The sequence below is a fragment of the Streptomyces sp. NPDC050625 genome, from assembly GCF_040654755.1.
In the GTDB taxonomy this organism is placed as follows: domain Bacteria; phylum Actinomycetota; class Actinomycetes; order Streptomycetales; family Streptomycetaceae; genus Streptomyces.
The window spans coordinates 399,615-421,338 of record NZ_JBFAIQ010000002.1 but is presented as its reverse complement, the minus strand read 5'-3'; the positions used below and the strand labels follow the sequence as shown (position 1 = coordinate 421,338).

At 72.3% G+C, this 21,724-nt stretch carries 17 protein-coding genes; 6 read left to right on the top strand and 11 right to left on the bottom strand.

The window, feature by feature from the left end; translation table 11 throughout:
• Nucleotides 1-23 precede the first annotated feature (23 nt).
• Nucleotides 24-1,985 (bottom strand): DUF5107 domain-containing protein, encoded by a 1,962-nt coding sequence (locus AB0I54_RS06125; RefSeq protein WP_363294697.1) that lies wholly within the window; start codon nt 1,983-1,985, stop codon nt 24-26.
• Between the two features lie 173 nt (nt 1,986-2,158).
• Between AB0I54_RS06125 and AB0I54_RS06120 the strand changes: the two genes are divergently transcribed.
• Nucleotides 2,159-2,506: a DUF6204 family protein gene (locus AB0I54_RS06120; RefSeq protein ID WP_363294696.1), complete on the top strand. Its 348-nt coding sequence runs from the start codon at nt 2,159-2,161 to the stop codon at nt 2,504-2,506.
• Here the strand turns inward: AB0I54_RS06120 and AB0I54_RS06115 are convergent.
• The 9 genes from AB0I54_RS06115 to AB0I54_RS06075 form a co-directional block, all read right to left on the bottom strand.
• The gene (locus AB0I54_RS06115; RefSeq protein ID WP_363294695.1) at nt 2,478-3,029 is read right to left on the bottom strand and encodes a GNAT family protein; all 552 of its coding nucleotides are present in this window, start codon (nt 3,027-3,029) and stop codon (nt 2,478-2,480) included. The genes AB0I54_RS06120 and AB0I54_RS06115 overlap by 29 nt on opposite strands.
• Before the next feature lie 60 nt (nt 3,030-3,089).
• Nucleotides 3,090-4,013, bottom strand: a complete 924-nt coding sequence (locus tag AB0I54_RS06110) for an LD-carboxypeptidase (protein ID WP_363294693.1) — start codon at nt 4,011-4,013, stop codon at nt 3,090-3,092.
• Nucleotides 4,010-5,974: a prolyl oligopeptidase family serine peptidase gene (locus AB0I54_RS06105; protein ID WP_363294692.1), complete on the bottom strand. Its 1,965-nt coding sequence runs from the start codon at nt 5,972-5,974 to the stop codon at nt 4,010-4,012. The genes AB0I54_RS06110 and AB0I54_RS06105 overlap by 4 nt, the downstream gene beginning before the upstream one ends.
• A 5-nt stretch (nt 5,975-5,979) precedes the next feature.
• On the bottom strand, nt 5,980-7,284 hold the full coding sequence (locus tag AB0I54_RS06100) for a M20/M25/M40 family metallo-hydrolase (RefSeq protein ID WP_363294691.1): 1,305 nt from the start codon (nt 7,282-7,284) through the stop codon (nt 5,980-5,982).
• Nucleotides 7,277-8,110: a M55 family metallopeptidase gene (locus AB0I54_RS06095; protein ID WP_363294690.1), complete on the bottom strand. Its 834-nt coding sequence runs from the start codon at nt 8,108-8,110 to the stop codon at nt 7,277-7,279. Before AB0I54_RS06095 ends, AB0I54_RS06100 begins: the two co-directional genes overlap by 8 nt.
• Nucleotides 8,111-8,189: 79 nt before the next feature.
• On the bottom strand, nt 8,190-8,921 hold the full coding sequence (locus AB0I54_RS06090; RefSeq protein ID WP_363294689.1) for a methyltransferase domain-containing protein: 732 nt from the start codon (nt 8,919-8,921) through the stop codon (nt 8,190-8,192).
• A gap of 150 nt (nt 8,922-9,071) precedes the next feature.
• Nucleotides 9,072-11,582 (bottom strand): SpoIIE family protein phosphatase, encoded by a 2,511-nt coding sequence (locus AB0I54_RS06085; RefSeq protein ID WP_363294688.1) that lies wholly within the window; start codon nt 11,580-11,582, stop codon nt 9,072-9,074.
• Nucleotides 11,583-11,719: 137 nt separating this feature from the next.
• The gene (locus AB0I54_RS06080; protein ID WP_363294687.1) at nt 11,720-14,146 is read right to left on the bottom strand and encodes an MFS transporter; all 2,427 of its coding nucleotides are present in this window, start codon (nt 14,144-14,146) and stop codon (nt 11,720-11,722) included.
• Between the two features lie 172 nt (nt 14,147-14,318).
• The gene (locus AB0I54_RS06075; protein WP_363294686.1) at nt 14,319-14,762 is read right to left on the bottom strand and encodes an SRPBCC family protein; all 444 of its coding nucleotides are present in this window, start codon (nt 14,760-14,762) and stop codon (nt 14,319-14,321) included.
• 168 nt (nt 14,763-14,930) lie between these two features.
• Between AB0I54_RS06075 and AB0I54_RS06070 the strand changes: the two genes are divergently transcribed.
• The 4 genes from AB0I54_RS06070 to AB0I54_RS06055 all read left to right on the top strand — a co-directional run bounded on the left by AB0I54_RS06070 (nt 14,931) and on the right by AB0I54_RS06055 (nt 18,929).
• The gene (locus AB0I54_RS06070; RefSeq protein ID WP_363294685.1) at nt 14,931-16,004 is read left to right on the top strand and encodes an Rv2578c family radical SAM protein; all 1,074 of its coding nucleotides are present in this window, start codon (nt 14,931-14,933) and stop codon (nt 16,002-16,004) included.
• Between the two features lie 135 nt (nt 16,005-16,139).
• Nucleotides 16,140-17,693: an alpha/beta hydrolase gene (locus AB0I54_RS06065; RefSeq protein WP_363294684.1), complete on the top strand. Its 1,554-nt coding sequence runs from the start codon at nt 16,140-16,142 to the stop codon at nt 17,691-17,693.
• A gap of 266 nt (nt 17,694-17,959) precedes the next feature.
• Nucleotides 17,960-18,358, top strand: coding sequence for a RidA family protein (locus tag AB0I54_RS06060; protein ID WP_363294683.1), 399 nt, complete (start codon nt 17,960-17,962; stop codon nt 18,356-18,358).
• A 40-nt stretch (nt 18,359-18,398) separates the two neighbouring features.
• Complete coding sequence (locus AB0I54_RS06055; protein WP_363294682.1) at nt 18,399-18,929, top strand: GNAT family N-acetyltransferase; 531 nt, start codon at nt 18,399-18,401, stop codon at nt 18,927-18,929.
• A 7-nt stretch (nt 18,930-18,936) separates the two neighbouring features.
• Here the strand turns inward: AB0I54_RS06055 and AB0I54_RS06050 are convergent, their stop codons facing one another.
• On the bottom strand, nt 18,937-19,512 hold the full coding sequence (locus tag AB0I54_RS06050) for an adenylosuccinate lyase (protein ID WP_363294681.1): 576 nt from the start codon (nt 19,510-19,512) through the stop codon (nt 18,937-18,939).
• Nucleotides 19,513-19,889: 377 nt separating this feature from the next.
• Here AB0I54_RS06050 and AB0I54_RS06045 point away from each other — a divergent pair, with 377 nt between their 5' ends.
• The gene (locus AB0I54_RS06045; RefSeq protein WP_363294680.1) at nt 19,890-21,695 is read left to right on the top strand and encodes a 3-hydroxyacyl-CoA dehydrogenase family protein; all 1,806 of its coding nucleotides are present in this window, start codon (nt 19,890-19,892) and stop codon (nt 21,693-21,695) included.
• Nucleotides 21,696-21,724: the final 29 nt, after the last annotated feature.

Sequence of the window (21,724 nt, the reverse complement as noted above, 5' to 3'; positions counted from 1 at the left end):
CCCCGGCAGTGCCCCCGGCCGGATCAGGGCGTGTCGGGGCGCATACGGAAGTCGTGGCGGCCGGGCAGCGGATCGTCGCCGAGGCGGGCCCACAGCCGGCCGATCGTCTCGTCCCCCTCCCGCAGGTCGGCCACCTCGAAGCCGTCGTCGAAGACGGCCCTGGCCTCCTCGCGCCGGCCCTCCACGAGCAGCAGCTCGGCCTCCAGGAGCCGGAACCGGCCCCGCTCCCGGACGGCCGGAAGCAGCCGCTCCCACACGGCACGCGCCTGGGCCGCTCGCCGGACCCTGAGCAGTGCGTGCAGGGTCTCGCGGCCGAGCGCGGCGGTGGCGGCCGTCCACAGGCCGCCGTCGTCGCGCCGCTCCTGGCACAGGTCGTCGAATGCCTCGGCGTACCGGTCGGCGGCCCGCTCGTGGTGGCCGGACTCCTGGTCGGCCACGGCCAGACAGCGCAGCAGCGGCCACAGCGAGGGCGCGAGCGGCAGGGCGCGCTCCCAGCTGCGCACCGCCTGCGCCCGGTCGCCGGAGTGCCACTGGGCGACGCCGAGGTGGTACTCGGTGAGCGGGGTGGCGGGCGCGGTCTCCAGCATGTCCCGCCAGTGCGCGGCGACGAGCGTCTGGCCGGGCGGCCGCACCCGGCGCGGTTCGGGCAGGGACCCGGAGCGCAGCAGCTCCAGCCAGGGCGTCTGGGCATCGCCCAGCGTGGCCTCGTCGAACGGAGTGCCGGGCAGCTTCAGATCGCCGCGCAGCACCTCCAGCGCGCCCCAGCCGGAGCCGGTGGCGAGCCGCTCGCCCGGTTCGGTGTCGGCGCACGGCTTCCAGGCCGCGTACGCGGCATCGACGTCCGCGCGCGGCAGGGCCGTCTCCAGCCGTGCCTCCGCCGTGCGCAGCACCGAGGGCCACTCGCCCCGCGGCGGCGCGTCGAACGGCCCGTACGCCTCCAGCCAGGACACCTCGCTCTCCGCCTCCAGCCGCACATGCTCCAGCTGGGTGCGGGCGAGCCCGGCCTGGATCTCGCAGTAGCCGCCGGTACCGGGTTCGGTGAGCCACTCCTGCCAGCGCCGGCCGCCCGGCCCCGAGCCCCACACGAACAGCTTGCGGCCGCGCAGCGCATCGGTCGAGGTCTGCACCAGCCCGTGCCCGTCCGCGTCGAGCGCGGCGATCCAGCGCCGCCGGCCGTCCGGCACCTCGTAGAAGTAGTCGGCGGCGTAAGGGCTGTTGAGCGGGTACGTGCGGTCGATGCCGTCGTACGACGGGACGGGCACCCGGTGCAGTCGGCGCTCGTAGCCGAAGTGCCAGGCCTCCTCGGCCGGGGCGAGCACCCGACACTCCTCGGGCACGGCGATGTTGGACCACCAGTAGGTGGGCACGGGCCGCTCGTGGGGGTTGCGGATCCGGACGCCGACGTACAGGAAGTCGGAGCCGTCGGGCAGCCACAGGTCGACCTGGAAGGGCAGGTCGCGCAGCCGCTCCCACTCCCACAGGCGCAGCATCTGGCCGCCGTCGGGGGCGGGGACGCGGGCGGCGTGCAGGGGTGCGCAGGAGAGGGTGGTGTGGCCGGTGGCGCCGATGTTCCACTCGATGCCGCCGGAGTACCAGGCGCCGTTGAGGGCGAAGTTCGCGGGCTGGAACACCGGGTTGCGGTAGAGGAGTTCACGGCCGGACGGCAGCTGGACCAGCGACACGACGCGGCCGCCGAGGCCGGGCAGGACCGTGGCGCGCAGCCGGTCGTTCTCGATCACGAGCGCGTCGACGGCACGGGGTTCGCGCACTCTTCCGTACCCGTCCCGGACGCGCACGGGCAGCAGACTGCGCAGCGGCTCGTAACCGAGCTGCCGGGCCATGTCCCGGGGCAGGTCCCCCCGGTCGCGGTCCTCGATGCGGTGGACCTCGTCGAGCGGCCGCAACGGGGGCAGCGGGTTGTCCGTTCCCAACTCCGCGGCGGGCAGGGTCAGTACGTCACGTCGGATCGTCGTCACGATCACCATGGAACCCGCCGACCGCCGAACCGGCCAGGGGACGTACCGGTCAGGATTCCGCAAAGGCCGCCACGAGGCCGGGTCGGAGGGGGCGTCGGGGGCCGTGAAATTTTGTGTGGGGGTGCGTCCCGCCGACGTACAGTCGGTCGTCCATCGGTATCGGCAAGGGACGGAACGGCGCAATGAGCGAGCAGCACACCTACCGGGTCATCGTGCGGGGCACCTGGGACGGGCTGAGCGACGAGAGCCGGGAGCGGCTGCTGGCCGGGGCGGCCGAGCACGGGCTGACCAGCATGCGGTTCACCGAGGAGGGCACGCTGTCGTACGAGCCGTCGCCGCTGAAGCACTTCTCGATGCGGTACGTGGTGGTGTCGGACGCGGCCGACGGCGAGGAGATGGCGGCGGCGATCGCCGAGGACCGCGCCGAGACCACGCTGCGGGGCCTCGGCCACGGCTTCACGGGTCTGAAGTCGACGGTCACCGACCTCGACACCATGAAGATCAACCGGAAGCCCGCATCTCGGCGGTGATCGCCCACCGCTCGTGGTCCCGCCAGGCGCCGTCGATGTAGATCATGTCGGGCGAGAAGCCCTCGTGCCGGAAGCCGGCGCCGCGGGCGAGGGCGATGGAGGCGGCATTGCCGGGCTGTGCGTTGATCTCCAGCCGGTGCAGCCGCATCGGTCCGAAGGCATGGCCGATCACCAGGTCCAGGCCCTCGCGCATCAGCCCGCGCCCGGCCGCGTGCGCGAAGGCGCCGTAGCCGAGGGCGCCGCACTGGAAGCCGCCCCCGACGATGTTGTTGATGTTGATGAACCCGGCGATGGCCCCGCTGTCCTTCTCGCAGACCAGGAAGCCGGCCTTGGTCGGGTCCTCGATCAGCCGCCCCGCGTAGGCGGCGTACGCCTCCTCCGTGGCCGGCGGGAACAGCCACGGGTGGTGCAGGTCCTTGCTCTCCCGGGCCCGGGCCGCGAACTCCGGACCGTCGTCGTAGGTGAAGTGGCGTATACCGACGCGGGGGCCTTCGGCGAGATAGCGGGATGCGGTGTGCGGCATCTCGCCACCCTACGGCCTGGCCGAGGAGCCCGCCGCCGGACGCGACCTTCCGGGTGAGGATCAGCGCAGGGCGGGCTCGTCCAGCGTCAACGTGCCCGCGTCCGCGTCGAGTTCTGCCGCCGACCCGAACGGGATCGTCGACGCCCCCTCGCAGTGGCCGAATCCGAGCTCCTCCAGCACGGGCACCCCGAGGCCGCCGAGCCGGTCGGCGAGCACGGCCCGCACCCGCTCATAGGGTCCGCAGCCGCTCCAGGACCCGAGCCCGATCCCCGAGACCCCGTCCAGCCAGCCGGTGCGCAGCAGCTGGGTCAGCAGCCGGTCGATCCTGTACGGCTGTTCGCCGACGTCCTCGATCATCAGCAGCCCGCCCCGGGCACCCGGGTGGGCGTGGGGTGTGCCGAGGTCGCTGGCGAGCATGCTCAGACAGCCGCCGAGCGTGACCCCCCGGGCCCGCCCCGGCACGAGGGCCGTACCGCGGGAGGTGAGGGTGCGCACCGTCTCCGGGGCGAAGAGCGTGGCCCGCAGATGCTCGCGCGCCCGCTCGTTCTTGATGAAGTCGACACCGGCAGCCGCCGGGCCGTGCAGGGTGACCAGGCCCAGCCGGGTGGCGAAGGCCTGGTGCAGGACGGTGATGTCGCTGAAGCCCACGAACACCTTGGGCCCGGCGGCGCGCATCGCCTCCCAGTCGAGGAGGTCGACCATGCGCTGTGCGCCGTAGCCGCCGCGGGCGCAGAACACGGCGTCCACGGACGGGTCGCACCAGGCGCGCTCCAGGTCCGCGGCGCGGTCGGCGTCGGCGCCCGCCAGATGGCCGAGGTCCGCGTGCACGTCCAGGGCGTGGGGGGCGAGAACCGGTTCCAGGTCCCACCCGCGCAGCAGGTCGAGACCGGCCTGCAGGCGCTCCTCGGCGACCGGTCCGCTGGGAGCGACCACGGCCACCCGGGCGCCCGGGGCCAGCCGGGACGGCCGTCGGAGTCGTTTCACTTGGCCAGCTCCAGCTTCGGTACTCCGGGCGGGTTCAGCCCGAACACCTGAGCGTACAGCGAGAGCTCCGCCTCCAGCGCGCGCACCAGGGTGTCGGCCCGCCGGAACCCGTGTCCCTCCCCCTCGAAGGCGATGTACGCGTGCGGCACCCGCCGCCCCTCGATGCGGGCGAGGAAGCGCTCGCACTGCGCGGGCGGGCAGATGACGTCGTCCAGGCCCTGGAGCAGCAGGAAGGGCGCGGTGAGCCGGTCGGCGTGCTCGACGGGCGAGCGCTGCGCATACCGGCCCGGGACCTCGGCGAGCGGCCCGACCAGGCTCTCCAGGTACCGGGACTCGAAGTCATGGGTCTCCCCGGAGCCCCAGGACGCGAGGTCCAGCACGGGATAGCGGATCGTGCCGCAGGCGTAGACGTCGGTCGCGGTCAGGGAGACCGCGGTGGTCCAGCCGCCGGCGCTGCCGCCCCGGATCGCGAGCCGGGCCCGGTCGGCGGTGCCCTCGTCGGCGAGGGCCAGCGCCACCGCCGCGCAGTCCTCGACGTCCACGACGCCCCACTGCTCGCGCAGCCGCTCGCGGTACGCGCGGCCGTACCCGGTCGAGCCGCCGTAGTTCACCTCGGCGACCCCGATGCCGCGCGAGGTGAAGTAGGCGATGTCCAGGTCGAGCACCAGTGGCGCCCGGCCGGTGGGTCCGCCGTGCGCCCAGACGACATACGGCGGCAGCTCACCGGGTGGGGCGACGCAGCCGGGATGGTGGGGCGGGTAGATGTGGGCGTGCACCTCGCGTCCCTCGGGTCCGGTGAAGGTGCGGATCTGCGGTTCGGGGTAGAAGGCGGGGTCCACCGGGTCCTGGTGCGGGGCACCGGCCACCCGGGCCCGGCCGGTCCGTATGTCCAGCTCCACGACCTCGTACGCGCTGCGCGGGCTGGCGCCGACGCCGACGACCCGCTCCCCGTGCACCGCGAGCGTGGGCGTGAACTCGGTCCATGGCCCGGCGGCGTCGACCACCTCGCCGGTCTCCGGGTCCAGTATCCCGAGGGCGGTGGTGCCGCGGCCGTGCACGACGGCGATCAGCCCGCTGCGCAGCGGGGCGAACCAGCGGTGGCCGAGCTTCCACAGCGGTCCGCCGAACTCCTCCTCGCGCGGGCACAGCGGTTCGCCGTCGCGGTAGAGGTTCCACCAGCCGCCGCGGTCGCTCGCGTAGAGCAGACGGCCGTCCGCCGACCACTCGACCTGGGCGACGGCCTCCTCGGCTCCCCCGGCCACCGTCCGCGCCCCGTGCAGCGTGCCGTCGTCGCCGATCTCGGCCAGGACCAGCTCCGTGCCGTCCCACGGCATCCGCGGATGGTCCCAGGCGAGCCAGGCGGCGCGCCGCCCGTCGGGCGAGATCCGGGGGCCGGTGACGAACCGGTGGCGTTCCTCGGTGAGTTCACGTACGGCGCCCCGGTCCGCTGCCGCCGATCCGTCCAGGGGCACCGCGGCCAGGACCCGGCGCAGATCGCCGGGGCCCTCTCCCGTGAACTCCTCCAGCACGCACCACACTTCGCCGCGTCGCAGGTCCAACTGCGGCTCCGCCCAGCGCAGTCCACCGCCCACGGAGGAGACGGGGGTCAGCGGGCGCGGCTCGCCGCCGGGCTCGTACGCGTACAGCCGCTGGTCCGCGAAGTGCGTGAACACCACGAACGGCGCCTCGCCCCGCACGGTCCCGGCCCACGGCCGTCCGCCGTACTCGACGACCCGGCTGCGCACGTTCCACGGAGCGGCCAGGACGGACTCCTCCCGGCCGTCCGCCCGCCTGCGCACCAGCGTCCGGCGGCCGTTCTCCTCGGGCCGCGGCTCGGTCCACCACGTCTCGTCCCCGACGAAGTCGACCCACTCGGGGGATCCGTCGTGCGCGGCGGCCAGGGCCGCGTCGACGGGCGAGGGCCAGGAACCGTACGCCAGGGTCCGCACGTCGTCTTCCACCGCCTCTAGGCCGTCCGCAGGAAGCGGTCGAGGACCCGGACGCCGAAGTGCAGCGCCTCGACCGGGACGCGTTCGTCGACCCCGTGGAACATCGCCTGGTAGTCGAAGCCCTCGGGGAGCCTCAGCGGTGTGAAGCCGTACCCGGTGATGCCCAGCCGTGAGAACTGCTTGGCGTCCGTGCCGCCCGACATGCAGAACGGCACCACGTGCCCCTCGGGCGCGAACTCCTGCACGGCGGCACGCATCTTCGCGTACGTCGGCGAGTCCACCGGGGCCTGCAGGGCGACCTCCCGGTGGTGGAACTCCCACTCCACGTCGGGTCCGGTCAGCCGGTCGAGCGTCGAACGGAACTCGTCCTCGCCGCCGGGCAGATACCGCCCGTCGACGTAGGCGACCGCCTCCCCGGGGATGACGTTGACCTTGTAACCGGCCTCCAGCATCGTCGGGTTGGCGCTGTTGCGGACGGTGGCCTCGACGAGCTTCGCGGCCGGGCCGAGCTTGTCCAGGAGCCGGTCCACGTCGCTCAGGTCCGCCTCGATGCCGTACAGGGCCGCGAGTTCGGTGAGGGAGGCCCGCACGGTCGGGGTGAGCCTCAGCGGCCACTCGTGCGCGCCGATCCGGGTGATCGCGGCGGCGAGCCGGGTCACCGCGTTCTCCCGGTTGACCTTGGAGCCGTGCCCGGCCCGCCCGCGCGCGGTGAGCTTCAGCCAGCCGGTGCCGCGCTCGCCCGCGGCGATGGGGTAGATCTGCCGTCCGGTCCCGTCGTGGAAGGTGTACGCGCCCGACTCGCTGACGCCCTCCGTACAGCCCTCGAACAGCGCGCCGTGCCGGTCGGCCAGGAACCCGGAGCCGTCCTCGGCGCTGGCCTCCTCGTCGGCGGTGAACGCGACCACGATGTCGCGCCGGGGCCGTACGCCTTCCCGGGCCCAGGCCCGTACGACCGCCAGGACCATCGCGTCCATGTTCTTCATGTCGACCGCGCCCCGGCCCCACACGACCCCGTCGCGGACCTCCCCGGAGAACGGGTGCACACTCCAGTCCTCGGCCCGCGCGGGCACCACGTCGAGGTGTCCGTGCACGAGCAGCGCGTCGGCGGACGGGTCGGTGCCCTCGATCCGGGCGACGACGTTGGTCCGCCCGGCGGTGCGCTCCAGCATCGAGGGCTCGAGACCGGCCCCGGCCAGCTGCTCGGCGGCGTACTCGGCGGCCGGCCGCTCGCGGCAGTCCCCGCCGCCCCGGTTGGTCGTGTCGATCCGGATCAGTTCCGAGGTGAACCGGACGACCTCGTCCAGCGCCTGCGCGTCAGCCATACTGCTCCTCCACCGCGGCCGAGACGATCGTGGTGACCGCCTTGAACGTCCGGATCCCCTCGTACATGGTGCCGCTGGTGTACGCCACCTTCCGCTCCCCGACCCGTGCGACCCCCGGTACGACGGTCGCGGCCTGCGCCAGGTGCTCGGCGTCGAATTCCAGGGCGATGGTGAACGGCCCGCCCCGCACCGGCTCGTGACGCACCGCCAGCGCGGCCGCCTCCTTGGCCGCGGCGCGGATGTCGGCGGCGGTCCTGGCCGGGGTGCGGCACACGGCCGCATACCGCGACACATGGTCCTTGACCGCGACCTTGAGCGCCTCCGGGGCGTAGCCGAGCGCGTCCTCGCAGGCCACGTCGTCGCCGGTGACGAGCACGACGGGCACCCCGTACTCGGCGACGACATGCGCGTTCAGCAGCCCCTCACTGGCCCGTACGTCATTGAGCCACACCCCGGTGATGGAGTTCGCCAGGTAGGTGTGCGCGAGGACGCCCTCCGCGCCGGCGCCCGCGTGGTAGCCGACGAACGCGATGCCGTCCACGTCCCCGTGCTGCACGCCCTCCACCATGGACAGCGACTTGTGCCGCCCGGTGAGCATCCGCACCCGCTCGTCCAGCCGCTCCAGGAGCAGGTTGCGCATGGACGAGTGCGCCTCGTTGACGATCACCTCGTCCGCGCCGCCGTCGTAGAACCCGCGCACCGCGGCGTCGACGTCCGAGGTGAACATCGCCCGGCACCGCTCCCACTGCGGTGTCCCCGGCAGTACGTCCGCCGGCCAGGTGACACCCGTGGCGCCCTCCATGTCCGCAGAGATGAGGATCTTCATGCTCCGTCACGTTACGCGCGAACGGCGGGGCAGACCAGCAGGCGGGACCCGCGCCCGGGGCAGGGGCCGGGGACCCGGCCTACGCCACCCTGCCGCGGCCGGCCAGGACGAACCAGCGTGCGGGCAGGTCGATCCGGGTGCCGTCGGACATGTACTCGGTCTGGGGCAGGGTCGTTTCGCCGCTCGCGAGGATTTCGAGTCCCGCTTCCCCCAGCAGCTTCGGAATCTCCTCGTCCGACGCGTCGGCGGGCTTGAGCCCGTGCTGGAACACCCGGCGCAGCTTGGGCGGCGGCCCGCCGGGATCCGCCGCCGCGCGCTGCAGCACCTGCCGGGAGGCCGACGTGAGTTCGACGACGAACGCCCGCCCCCGGGCACCGATGATCTCGGCGACCGCGTCGGCCACCAGGGGCCGGGCCGACGGCTCGCTCTGATGGATGACGGCGCGCATGTACACGTTGCTGTCGCCGAGACGGGCGTGCAGCGCGCGCACCGCTTCGGTCTCGGTGAGGTCGAGTTGCTCGAACTCGACGGTGTCGCCGCCCGCCGCACGGCGGGCGTGGTCGATGGCGGCGTGCGAGAGATCGACGCCGACGGCCTTCGCGAACCGGGTGGCCAGATACCGCGTCTGGGTGCCGTTGCCGCAGCCGAGGTCGACGATGGCGCGCGCGTCGTCCGCATAGTGCAGAAGCAGTTCACTGTGCGGCACCGCCGTCAGTGAGGGGTCCGAGTCCCAGATCGCCTCACCCGGTCTGTCGGAAGTCTCCCGCCAGTAACTCTCCCAGGAATTGCGGTAGTCCGCCGAAATGTTCATATCCGCTCCCCACCGGTCGGTTCCGTGATCGGAGTATCGCGGTGAGCGGGCGCACGGCAAGAGGGAAGCGCCAACCTCCACCAGAACTTCCGGCCCGCGCACGCCCAGGGGCGCACTCTGTTTGGACGCGCGCCCCTCAGGTCCCGCCCCTCAGGTCCTGCGCCGAGGCGGTGTCAGGGACTGCTCGAACCACACGGTCTTGCGGTGCCCGGCAGCGCTGGCGCCCCACTCGCGGGCCAGGCGGCTGACCACGCGCAGGCCGCGGCCCGACTCGTCGTACACGCCCGCGCCGAGCAGGGCGGGCAGCTCCGGTTCGTCGTCCGTGACCTCGAACAGCAATGCGTCGGTGCGGACCAGCCGCAGCCCGATCCGGGCACCGCCCGCGTGCTGTACGGCATTGCTGACGACCTCGCTGATCAGCAGCTCCGCCGTGTCCACCGCGTCGTCGAGGCCCCACTCCAGCAGCTGGGCGCGGACCAGTCGACGGGCACGTGCCACCTCGCGCGGGTCGCAGGACAGGTGCCACTCGGCGACGTCCTCGGCCGGGATGCCGTTGAGCCGGGCCATGAGCAGCGCGACGTCGTCCTTGCGGCCGCCGCGCGTGTTCAGTGCCCGGATGATCGTGTCGCAGGCGTCGTCCATCGAGGCCGCGGGGTGTGCGGCCGACTCGCAGAGCGCGGCGAGGCCCTCGCCGATGTCGGCTCCGCGCACCTCCACCAGGCCGTCGGTGCACAGCACCAGCCGGTCCCCGGGCGAGACCGGCACGACGACGGCCTCGAAGGGGACGCCGCCCACTCCTATGGGCGCGCCGGTGGGCAGTTCGAGCAGTTCGCTGCTGCCGTCCTCGGCGCGTACCAGGACGGGCGGGATGTGCCCTGCGTTGGAGAGCTGCAGCTCACCGCGGATCGGGTCGTACACGGCGTACAGACAGGTGGCGAGGTAGTTCTCGCCGAGCCGTCGGGCCAGGTCGTCGAGATTGCGCAGCAGTTGGGCGGGCGGGGTCTCCATGGTGGCCATGGTCTGCACGGCCGTCCGCAACTGGCCCATCATCGCGGCGGAGTTGAGGCCGTGTCCCATGACGTCACCGACCACGAGAGCGGTGCGCGAGGCGGGCAGTTTGATGGTGTCGAACCAGTCGCCGCCGATCCGGCCGAGCCGGGTGCCGGGCAGATAGCGGGTGGCCACGTCACAGCCGGGCATGCGCGGGGTGACCTGCGGCAGCATGCTGTCCTGGAGGGTGTCGGCGACGTTCTCCTGGTACGTGTACATGCGGGCGTTGTCGAGCACGAGGCCTGCCCGGGCGGCGAGTTCGGCGCCGGTGGTCCGGTCCATGTCGTCGAAGGCCGCACGGTCGGGGCGGCGCATCAGCACCATGAAGCCGAGGACGACGTTGCGCGCCTTGAGCGGGACGATCAGGAGGGAGCGTCCGTTGATCAGCGGCCTGAGGTCGCGCTTCTCGAACTCGCCGGAAATGCGGTTGCCCAGCTCCTCGGTGACCCTCTCGATGAGGACCGGTTCGCCGGTGACCATGCACTTGTAGAACGGGGTGTGCTCGGGGAAGGCGAAGGTCTCGCCGACCGGCACGGTGTCGTCCCAGCGGCCGGGCTCGTCGTTGTGCTCGACCCAGACCCGGTGCATCACGGTGGTCGCGTCGGGCGGGCCGTCCGGGAAGCCCTCGCCCGCCAGGACCGCCGAGCGCAGATGGGTGCCGGCGAAGTCGGCGAAACGGGGCACGGCGGCGTTGGTGACCTCGCGAATGGTCTCGCCCAGGTCGAGGGAGGAGCCGATGCCGGAGCTGACCTCGTTGAGGAACTCCAGCCGCTCGCGCACGGCGGCGTACTCCAGCTCGTGCTCGGCGCCGGCCGGGACGACGACCGCCGTCCCCTCCCGCGGCACGGACTCGGCGCGGCTGCGTCCGGCGCGTCGGGGCACGCCCCAGTCGGGTGTCACCGGCACCCGGTCGTACTGGCTGAACTCCATGACCGGGTAGCCGAGTTCGAGCACCTGGGAGACGATGCGGCCGCTCAGTCCTGGACCCATGTTGGGCAGGATCTCGGGCAGCCGCCGGGCGAGTTCGTCGAACGCGGGGAGTTCGGTGTAACGGGCGAAACCGGGTGAGATCCGTTCGGCGGTCTCCGCGTCGTAGCCGCGCTCGGCACGCAGGCGCGCCGCGTCGGCGGCGAGCACCAGGAGCCGTGCGGGCCCCGGGCCGACCAGCGGGTAGGCCCACCACAGCACGTCGAGCCGCCGGTCGCCGGGCCCGGAACCGGGGTCGTCCCGTGCGGGCCGTTCGCCGTCCCGCTGGGAGATCCGGGCCCGGCCCGCCGTCGCGTAGGCGGTACGGCCGCCGAGCGAGGCCTCCAGATCGGGCCCCAGCCCGTCGTAGGCCTCGTAGGGTCCGGAGGAGTCCAGCAGCGGTTCGGCCTGGGGGCCGTCGGGCAGTGCGCCGGAGACCGGCAGGAGATCGCCGGCGGGACGCCCCACGGCGTCCTCCCTGGTCACGCCGAACAGCCGCCGCGCGCCGCTGCTCCAGTGGGAGACCAGCCCGTCGCGGTCGACGACCACCACGGCCAGCGGGATGCGCCCGGACGCGACGGTGCCCGCCGCGCCGTCCCCAGCTCCGCGGCTGGGAGGTGTGTCCCTCTCGGTGCCACGGTCCATGGCCAAGGCCCTCTCTCCCCACGGCTCCGCATAGATCTGTGCCGCCCGCCACTACCGTACGGGGACCGCTCGTCGCGATGTGTGGCAATCCTGGAATTGGTTTCACTTGATCGCCCGGGAGCGCCCCCGATGGTGCGTCAGTCCTCGTGTCCCAGCTGGAGATCCCGCTCCGTCCGTCCTCCGCCCGCCACTTGGAGCACGGTGGCAACCGGCGGGTAACCGGCCGCGATGACGGTGTATTCGCCGGAGGAGAGGTCGACGAACCGGAACGTTCCGTCGGCACCGGTGGTGAGCGTGTCCACGACGTTCCCGGCCGCGTCGAGCAGGGTCACGCGCGCGTCCTCGACGGGCCGTCCGTCGCCGGCCCGCACGGTGCCGCGCAGCAGGGCACCGCCCGCGAGCTCCACGTCCTGCCGGGTCTCCCGGGAGGCCTGCACGCTGACGGGGAGCGCGGCGGGCCGGAAGGCGGGCGCGCTGGCGGCGAGGGTGTACTCCCCGGCCACCAGCTCGCCGATGACGTATCCGCCCTCGCGCCCGGTGCGGGTGCTCGCGACGACCTCGCCGTGGACGTTGGTGAGCGTGACGGCGGCGTCCCGCACGGGGGCGCCGTCCGCGGTCAGCACGGTGCCCGCGAGGCGTCCGGCGCCGCCGAGGACGACGTCGAGTTCGACGGGCCGCTCGCCGACGGTCACGGACACCGCCTGCGGCTGATGGCCGCCCGCCGCGGCGATCAGGACGTACGCCCCCGAGCCGGGCGTGGACAGCGCATACCGGCCGTCCTCCCCGCTCGCGCCGCGCCCGATCTGCTGTCCCGCCACGTCGATGAGGGTGAGCGCGGCCCGGGGCACCACGGTTCCGTCGGAGTGCTGCACCGTGCCGCAGACGGGGACTCCGGCGGCGAAGGGCGAGCGAAGCGAGCTGGGGGTCCCCCCGGCCGAAGGCTGGGGGCGTGCCTGCGGGATCGGGGCGTTCACCGGTGCGGCCTGCTGGTGGGTGGCGGGGGTGTTGTGGGACACCAGCGGTTTCTCCTTGAGGAAGAAGGCGATGAGCAGGCCGAGGCCGAGCACCGGGACGAGGTAGAGGAAGATCCGGGGCATCGCGTCGGCGTAGGCGCGGACGTAGGCGTCGCGCAGCTCCGGGGGCAGCGCGTGCACGAGCTGCGGGGTGAGGGACTCCGGGTCGGGGAGCCGGGCGCCCGTGTGTGCGGGCAGACGCCGGTGCAGGGCGTCGGCGAGCCGGTCGGCGAAGAGGGTGCCGAAGACGGCGGCGCCGACGCTGCCGCCGATCTGCCGGAAGTAGTTGTTGGCGCTGGTGGCGGTGCCGAGGTCGGCGGGGCGCACGGAGTTCTGCACGGCGAGGACCAGCACGGGCATCACCATGCCGATGCCGGCGCCGAGGACGGCCATCCAGATGCTGTAGTGCAGCCGGGGCGTGTCGACGCCGAGCCGGGACAGCAGCCACATGCCGGCGACCGAGAGCAGGCCGCCGAGGACCGGGAAGAGCTTGTAGCGGCCGGTGTGGCTGATGAGCTGCCCGGAAAGGATCGAGGCGCCGACGATACCGGCCATCATGGGCAGCATCAGCAGGCCCGACTCGGTGGCCGAGGCGCCGTCGACCATCTGCAGGAAGGTGGGCAGATAGCTGGCGGCCCCGAACAGCGCGACGCCGGTCACCAGGCCTGCCAGACCGGTGACGTTGAAGACGGAGTCCTTGAACAGTCTGAGCGGGATGAGGGGTTCGGCGGCGCGCAGCTCGGCCACGAGGAAGAGGACGGCGGCGGCCAGCGCGCCCGCGCCGAGGCCGAGGATCTGCCGCGAGTCCCAGGCGTACTCGGTGCCGCCCCAACTGGTCAGCAGGACCAGGCAGGTGGACACCGCGGCGAGCAGCAGCGCGCCGACGACGTCGAAGCGCGCCCGGACCTCTGGCTTGGGAAGCTTGAGCACCATGGTGACGACGGCCAGGGTGAGCAGGCCGAAGGGCACGTTGACGTAGAAGCACCAGCGCCAGGAGAGATGGTCGGTGAAGTAGCCGCCGAGCAGCGGGCCGGCGACGGAGGCGAGGCCGAAGGCCGCGCCGATGAGGCCCATGTAGCGGCCGCGCTGCCGGGGCGGCACGATGTCCGCGATGATCGCCTGCACGCCGATCAGCAGGCCGCCCGCGCCGATGCCCTGGACCGCGCGGAAGGCGATCAGCTGGTCCATGCTCCGGGCCCGGCCGGCGAGCGCCGAGCCGATCACGAAGACGGCGATGGCGAACTGGAAGACGCCCTTGCGGCCGAGGAGGTCGCCCAGCTTGCCGTAGACGGGCAGGCCGACGGTCGCGGTGAGCAGATACGCGGTGATCGCCCAGGACATCCGGTCCAGGCCGTGCAGTTCACCGACGATCCTGGGCAGCGCGGTGGCGACGATCATCTGGTCGAGCGCCGCCAGGAGCAGGGCGAGCATCAGCCCGAAGAACACCAACCGGACGCGACGCGGGCGGAGTTGGGCCGCGGACCCGGGGAGCGGAACGGGGTCGTCCGAAGGTGCCACGGCCGGTTCGTCCTGCACCAGCGTCCCGCCCACGTACCGCTCCCCTCGTCGCGCTGCCGCACGAATTCCGCGTAAATCCACGCGTAAATCGACAACTGCGAGCAAGCGCGACGAGTTACGGCCACTCAGGGCGGCGAATCGGAGATCCACTCGAACCGGTGAGGGATCAACCCGCCTTCCCTGCTTGTCGTTTGGCCCTTCGGGGCTACTTCTCGACCTCAGTGGCGAGCTTGGCGAGGATCGCGTCGTAGATCCGGCCGAGACCCTTGGGCGCGAACGTCCGCTCGAAGAAGCCGCCGATGCCGCCGGCACCCTTCCAGGTGCTGGTCACGACGACCCTGCACCTGTCCTCACCGGCGGGGGTGACGCGCCAGGTGGTGACCATGGAGGAGTTGCGGTCCTTCTCCACCAGCTCGCCGTCGGTCGGCTCGCTGACCTCCAGGAGGCAGTCGCGGACGCGCTTGCTGGTGGCCTGGAGCTTCCAGTGGACGACGGTGCCCTCGCCGTCGCCGCCCTCGCGCACCTCGTACTCGCTGAAGTGCTCGGGCAGCAGCCGCTCGCGCGTGCCGCTGTAATCGGCGAGGGCGTCGAACACCTTCTCCGCGTTCGCCGCGACGACCCGCTCCGTAGTGGCCTCGACCTGCGCCATTGACTTCCTCCAGGACCTGAGTTCTCGGGGTTGGGCAAAGCCAACCACCCCGGTCCCCGGCCGCCCAAATCGGGGTGCCTCCGGCTGTCCGAAGCGATCGGAAAACACCCTTGCACGATCATGCGAACAGGTGTTCTATTCTGTGCGCAGTACTACCGAGGAGGCGTCATGCGCTGGGAGAACCTCACAGTGGAGTCCGAACACGGCCGGGCCGCCGACGCGGCGCTGTTCGGCGCGGACGCGGTGACCACCCGCACCTTCGACACGCCCGAGTTCCGCGGGATCACCTTCCACGAGATCCGGGCCCGCTCGATCCTCAACCGGGTGCCGGGCGCCTCGCGCATGCCGTTCGAGTGGACGGTCAATCCGTACCGGGGCTGCACGCACGCGTGCGTGTACTGCTTCGCGCGCAAGACGCACAGCTATCTGGACCTCGACACCGGGATCGGCTTCGACACCCAGATCGTGGTCAAGGTGAACGCGCCGGAGCTGCTGCGCCGCCAGCTCGGCTCGCGCCGCTGGCAGGGCGAGCACGTCGCGATGGGCACGAACGTCGACTGCTACCAGCGCGCCGAGGGCCGCTACCGCCTGATGCCGGGCATCATCTCCGCCCTGCGCGACCACGCGAACCCCTTCTCCATCCTGACGAAGGGCACCCTGATCCTGCGCGACCTCGACCTGCTGAAGCAGGCGGCCGAGGTCACGGACGTCGGCATCTCGGTCTCCGTCGGCTTCACCGACCCCGCCCTGTGGCGCACGGTCGAGCCGGGCACGCCCGCGCCCGAGCGGCGTCTGGAGGTCGTGCGGACGCTCGGCGAGCACGGCATCGGCTGCGGGGTGCTGATGGCGCCGGTGGTCCCGTTCCTGAGCGACGACCCGGCCCAACTGCGCGCCACGGTGCGGGCGATCGCGGCCGCCGGGGCCACCTCCGTGACCCCGCTGGTGCTGCATCTGCGGCCGGGGGCCCGTGAGTGGTTCATGTCCTGGCTGTCGGCGCACCATCCGCACCTGGTGCGCCGCTACGAGCGGCTGTACGCGGAGGGCGCGTACGCGCCGAAGTGGTACCAGCGCCGGATCACCCGTCAGGTCCATGAACTGGCACAGGAGTACGGCATCGGCCCCACGCGCGCGGGGATGCCGCGCCGGATCCGCCCGCCCGAGCCGGCCGAACCCGCCGGTTCCGCCGGGTCCACACCCCCTGGGGCCGGAATGTCCGAACCGACCCAACTCACTCTGCTCTGAGAGCGTTCGAGGGCAACATCCAACCCAATTGGGTCAATTATTGCCATAACATGTTCTTCCGGGCTCCCACTCCGGGACGATGCGGCGAGGACCGTGGCCCTCGCGGTCCGCACACCCTGCGTCCCGGGAGGACCCATGGGAACACGCGCAGCCGTGCTGTGCGCTGCCGCGGTCGTGCTGGCCGGTTCGTTCACGGCCGTCCCCGCGCAGGCGGCCCCGGCCGCGAAACTCACCTGGAAGAAATGCGGCACCGCCGACTATCCGACGCTCCAGTGCGCCTCCGTGAAGGTGCCGCTCGACCACACGCACCCGTCCGGACGGCAGATCACGCTCGCCGTCTCGCGCGTCCCGCACACCGCCAAGACCTACCAGGGCCCGCTGCTGGTCAACCCCGGCGGCCCGGGGGCCAGCGGGCTGATGCTCGCCGGGTTCGTGGCGTCCGCGCTGCCCAAGACGGTGGCCGCGCAGTACGACGTCATCGGCTTCGACCCGCGCGGCGTCGGTGCGAGCACCCCCGCCCTGAACTGCGAGCCGGGGTACTTCAAGCCGGTGCGCCCGGACTCCGCCCCCCGCACGGCCGCCCTCGAACGGGCGGGCCTCACGCGCGCGGCGGGGTTCGCCGCCGCGTGCGCCAAGAAGTACGCGAGCGTCCTGCCCTTCATCGACACCGTCAGCTCCGCGCGGGACCTGGACGCGATCCGGCAGGCGCTCGGCGCGAAGAAGATCAACTACCTGGGTTACTCGTACGGCACCTACCTCGGCGCCGTCTACGCCAAGCTGTTCCCCGAGCGGGTACGCCGCCTCGTCCTGGACTCGATCGTGAACCCCAAGGGCGTCTGGTACGACGACAACCTCGCCCAGGACCACGCCTTCAACGACCGTCACCGCGCTCTCATGGCCTGGATCGCCAAGTACGACTCGACGTACCGGCTCGGCACCGATCCGGCGAAGGTCGAGGCCAAGTGGTACGCGATGCGGGCGGCGCTCGCCAAGAAGCCGACCGGCGGCAAGGTCGGGGCCTCCGAGCTGGAGGACACGTTCATGCCCGGCGGCTACTACAACGGCTACTGGCCCTATCTGGCCGACGCGTTCGCGGCGTACGTGAACCACAAGAGCCCGGACCTGCTGGTCGCGTTGTACGGCAAGCTCGCCGCCGTCGACTCCGTGGGCGAGAACAACTACAGCGTCTACGCCGCGGTCCAGTGCCGTGACGCCTCCTGGCCGCGCAGCTGGGACCGGTGGCGCGGGGACGGCTGGGCGGCGTACGAGAAGGCGCCCTTCATGACCTGGAACAACGCCTGGTACAACGCACCGTGCGCGTTCTGGCCGACGGCCTCGCTGAAGCCGGTGAACATCGCCAACGCCCAGCTCCCGCCGACGCTGCTCTTCCAGGCGACGAACGACGCGGCCACCCCGTACGAGGGCGGTGTCACGACCCACCGTCTGCTGGTCGGCTCCAGCCTGGTGGTCGAGGACGGCGGCGGGAACCACGGCGTCACCCTGAGCGGGAACAACTGCCTGGACAAGCACCTGGCCACCTACCTGACCAACGGCAAGGTCCCGCGCGGCACCGGCGAGGCCGACGCAGTGTGCCGCAGGACACCGGACCCGACGCCACTGACCACCAAGACGGCCTCCATCTCCTCCGGCGGCTCGACCCTGCACGGCCTGCTCGGCATCCGGCACTGATTCCGGGGCCGCTGCGACACAGGTGATCAACTGGCCACGGCCAGGCGCTTGACGAGGCGCTCGGCCGGGCCCCGGTCGAGCGTCCGCGCCCGCCAGGTCATCGGGGCGTGTGCGGACAGGTAGGCCGTCGGCGTCCCGTTGGACCCGCGCTGCGGGCTTCCCGGATCTCGAAGCCTCTCGCACCCCTTGAGCCGGGGTGCTGCGACGACCATGAGAACGGAAGGCCCACCGGGGGCGTTGTCAGACCCCTGGTCCACCATGGACCCATGAGTGAGCCGACCAGGATTCCCGCCCCCGAAGGCGTCGCGCCCGCGGCCCAGTACAGCCATGTCGTGCTGGGCACCGGGCGTTTCGTCGCCGTCTCCGGTCAGCTCGCCCTGGACGAGGAGGGCCGGCTCGTCGGCGAGGGCGATCCGGCGGCCCAGGCACACCAGGTGTTCGAGAACCTGAGGCGCTGTCTGGCCGCCGCCGGGGCGACCTTCGAGAACGTCGTCAAACTCACCTACTTCGTCACGGACATGGCACACATGCCGGCGATCCGCACCGCTCGCGCCGCGCACATACCCGACGACCGACTCCCGGCGGCGTCGGCCGTACAGGTGGCCGCGCTGGTGGGGCCGCAGTTCCTCATGGAGATCGAGGCGTTCGCGATCGTGGACGAATAATCACGGGCCACTGCGCCGGACCGTTCCTTAGAGTGCGGCCATGGACGGCACTCCTCCTCTCATCCGCGTCATGGCCCTCGCCGACTGCGACCGCGTCTCCGAGATACGGGTCCGTGGCTGGCAGCGCGCCTACCAGGGGCTCATGCCGCAGTCCCACCTCGACGGGCTCAGCGTGGCGGAGGACGCCGAGCGGCGGCGCGCCCGCTTCTCCCGGCACACCGGGGACGGGGTGGTGAACCTCGTCGCCGAGCGGGGCGGCGAGGTCGTCGGCTGGGCGGCGTACGGGCCGTACCGGGACGGTGAAAGGCGTACCGGGGACGGTGAGCTGTACGCGATCTACGTCGACTCCGCGCATCTGGGGAGCGGGGTCGGACGGGCGCTGCTGGAGAGCTCGGTGCGGCGGTGCGTGCCCCTGCACGCCCGTATGTATCTGTGGGTCCTCAAGGAGAACAAGCGCGCCCGGCGCTTCTACGAGCGGGCGGGATTCCGTGCCGACGGCGCCGAGGAGCCCTTCGAGGTGGACGGTGTCGCCGTGCCCGAGGTGCGGTACGCGATGGAGCTGCCCCGCTGACCGCAGGTCACCGTGGCTTCGGGATTCGGGACAGTGCGTGTACGGCTGCCTCGGCGAGGGTCGGGTGGGCCAGTGCCTCGCTGAGGACGCGTCTCGCGCGGACGTCGCCGAGCGTGCCGAGGCCCTCCACGCAGGCGAGGGCCACCCGGCGATAGGGGTCGTGCGGGCGCAGCCGGCGCTCCAGGGTGGTGATCAGCGCGGGCACGGCCTCGGGGGCGCGCAGCTCGACCAGGAGCCGTACGGGATGCAGGGCGTAGGCGACGCGCAGTTCGTTGGTGGCCAGGGCGGCGGCCGCGCGGGCGGTGCGGGGGTCGTCGAGCCGGGCGAGGGCGTAGGCGGCGGAGGCGCAACGCGGCGGATCGCGGTGGTTGAGCAGCAGCACGAGGGACTCGAAGGCGCGCCGGTCGCCCACCACCCCCAGCCGGAACGCGGCCAGCTCCCGCGCCCACAGCGGCTGTCCGGGCGCGGTGAGCACATCGGCCAGTTCGTCGTGGTCCCCGGTCGCCAGCAGACGCTCGTACGCCGCCGTGCCGCGCGACTCCTGCCGTAGACGCTCCGTGAGCGATCGCAACTCTTCGTCCACGAAGCCCACATTAGGCGGGTCCTGCGGCAGTGGGGACCTACATCACAAACTCGGGGGCTGGCGCGCTCGTTACCCACCGGTTAAGCTCATACGAGCGAGTCACCCACTCGCGCATCTGCTTACGACGGTTTGGTGACGCAGCCGTCGTGAGTGCAGGTCGGTTCGGTACCCCGCGTACCACCAGTACGACTCGGCTTCGGGACAGAGCCGGTCGGTTCTCAGCCGCTCCCCGGGCGTGTGCGCGCCCGCGGCGGACGGCACCGGGCGTGTGCGCTTGCAGCCCGGCTACACCCGCACTCCATTCCGCACCCGGTGCGCCTCTTCGGCGCACCTGGGCGCGTTCATCAGTCGTCACCCTCTTCTCCAGGAGTCCCGCGATGGCCACTCCCCTGTCCGACACCCCTCTGTCCCCGCTCAAGACCATTGCCGTCGTCGGCCTCGGCACCATGGGCACCGGCATCACCGAAGTCCTCGCGAAGGCCGGCCGCCAGGTCGTCGGCATCGACATCAGCGAGGCCGCCGCCGCCCAGTCGCTCGCCGCCCTGGAGTCCTCCACCGCCCGCGCCGTGGAGCGCGAGCGGCTCACCGAGCAGGAGCGCACGGAGCTGCTCGCCCGCGTCCGCACCTCCACCGACCTGCGTGCCGCCGCCGACGCCGACCTCGTCATCGAGGTGGCCCCGGAGTCGTACGGGACCAAGCACCAGATCTTCCGTGAACTGGACGGCATCGTCCGCCCGGAGACCATCATCGCGACCGGCACCAACGCCCTCTCGGTGACCCGGCTCGCCGCCGACTCCGCGCGCCCCGAGCGCGTGCTCGGCCTGCACTTCTTCAACCCGGCCCCGGCGATGCGCCTGGTCGAGGTCGTCTCCTGCGTGCTGACCGCGCCGCAGGCCGTCGCCGCGGTCACGGACCTCGCCATCGAGCTCGGCAAGGAGCCGGTCGCCGTCGGTGACCGCCCCGGGTTCGTCGCGGACGGGCTGCTGTTCGGCTACCTCAACCAGGCCGCCGCGATGTACGAGGCGAAGTACGCCTCCCGCGAGGACATAGACGCCGCGATGCGGCTCGGCTGCGGTCTGCCGATGGGCCCGCTGGCCCTGCTCGACCTGATCGGCATCGACACCGCCCGGACCGTCCTGGACGCCATGTACGCCGAGTCCCGCGACCGGCTGCACGCTCCCGCCCCGATCCTCAAGCAGCTCAGCGAGGCGGGCCTGACCGGCCGCAAGTCCGGCCGCGGCTTCTACACCTACGAGGCGCCGGGCAGCGCCACGGTCGTGCGGGACGCGCTGACCCCGCTGGAGGGCGGCACCCTCACACAGGGCCGTTCCGTCCACTCGGTCGGTGTCGCGGGTTCCGGCACCATGGCCTCCGGCATCGCCGAGGTCTTCGCCAAGGCCGGCTACCAGGTGGTCCTCGCCGCGCGCAGCGACGAGAAGGCGCAGGCCGCCAAGGCCCGCATCGGCAAGTCCCTGGCGCGCAGCGTCGACAAGGGGCGGATGACCGCCGAGGCCGCCGCGAAAACCCTCGACCTGATCACACCGGCGGGCTCCTACGAGGCCTTCGCCGAGGTCGACCTGGCCGTCGAGGCCGTCGCCGAGGACCTGGAGATCAAGCAGCAGCTGTTCGCGACGCTGGACAAGGTCTGCAAGCCGGGCGCGGTCCTGGCGACCACCACGTCCTCGCTGCCCGTCGTGGCCTGCGCCCGCGCCACCTCGCGTCCGCAGGACGTGATCGGCATGCACTTCTTCAACCCGGCGCCGGCCATGAAGCTCGTCGAGGTCGTCCGTACGGTGCTGACCACCGACGACGTGCACGCCACGGTCCGCGAGGTCTGCGGCAGGATCAAGAAGCACGCCGTCGACTGTGGCGACCGGGCCGGATTCATCGTCAACGCGCTGCTCTTCCCGTACCTCAACAACGCGATCAAGATGGTGCAGGAGCACTATGCGTCTCTTGACGACATCGACGCGGCGATGAAGCTGGGCGGCGGCTACCCGATGGGCCCGTTCGAGCTCCTGGACGTGGTCGGGCTCGATGTCTCCCTGGCGATCGAGAAGGTCCTGCACCGCGAGTTCCGCGACCCGGGCCTCGCTCCGGCACCGCTCCTGGAGCACCTGGTGGCCGCGGGCTGCCTCGGCCGCAAGACCGGCCGCGGCTTCCGCGAATATGCCCGCCGCTAGGGGGCGTCCCGTGGATCCGGCCGACTCCG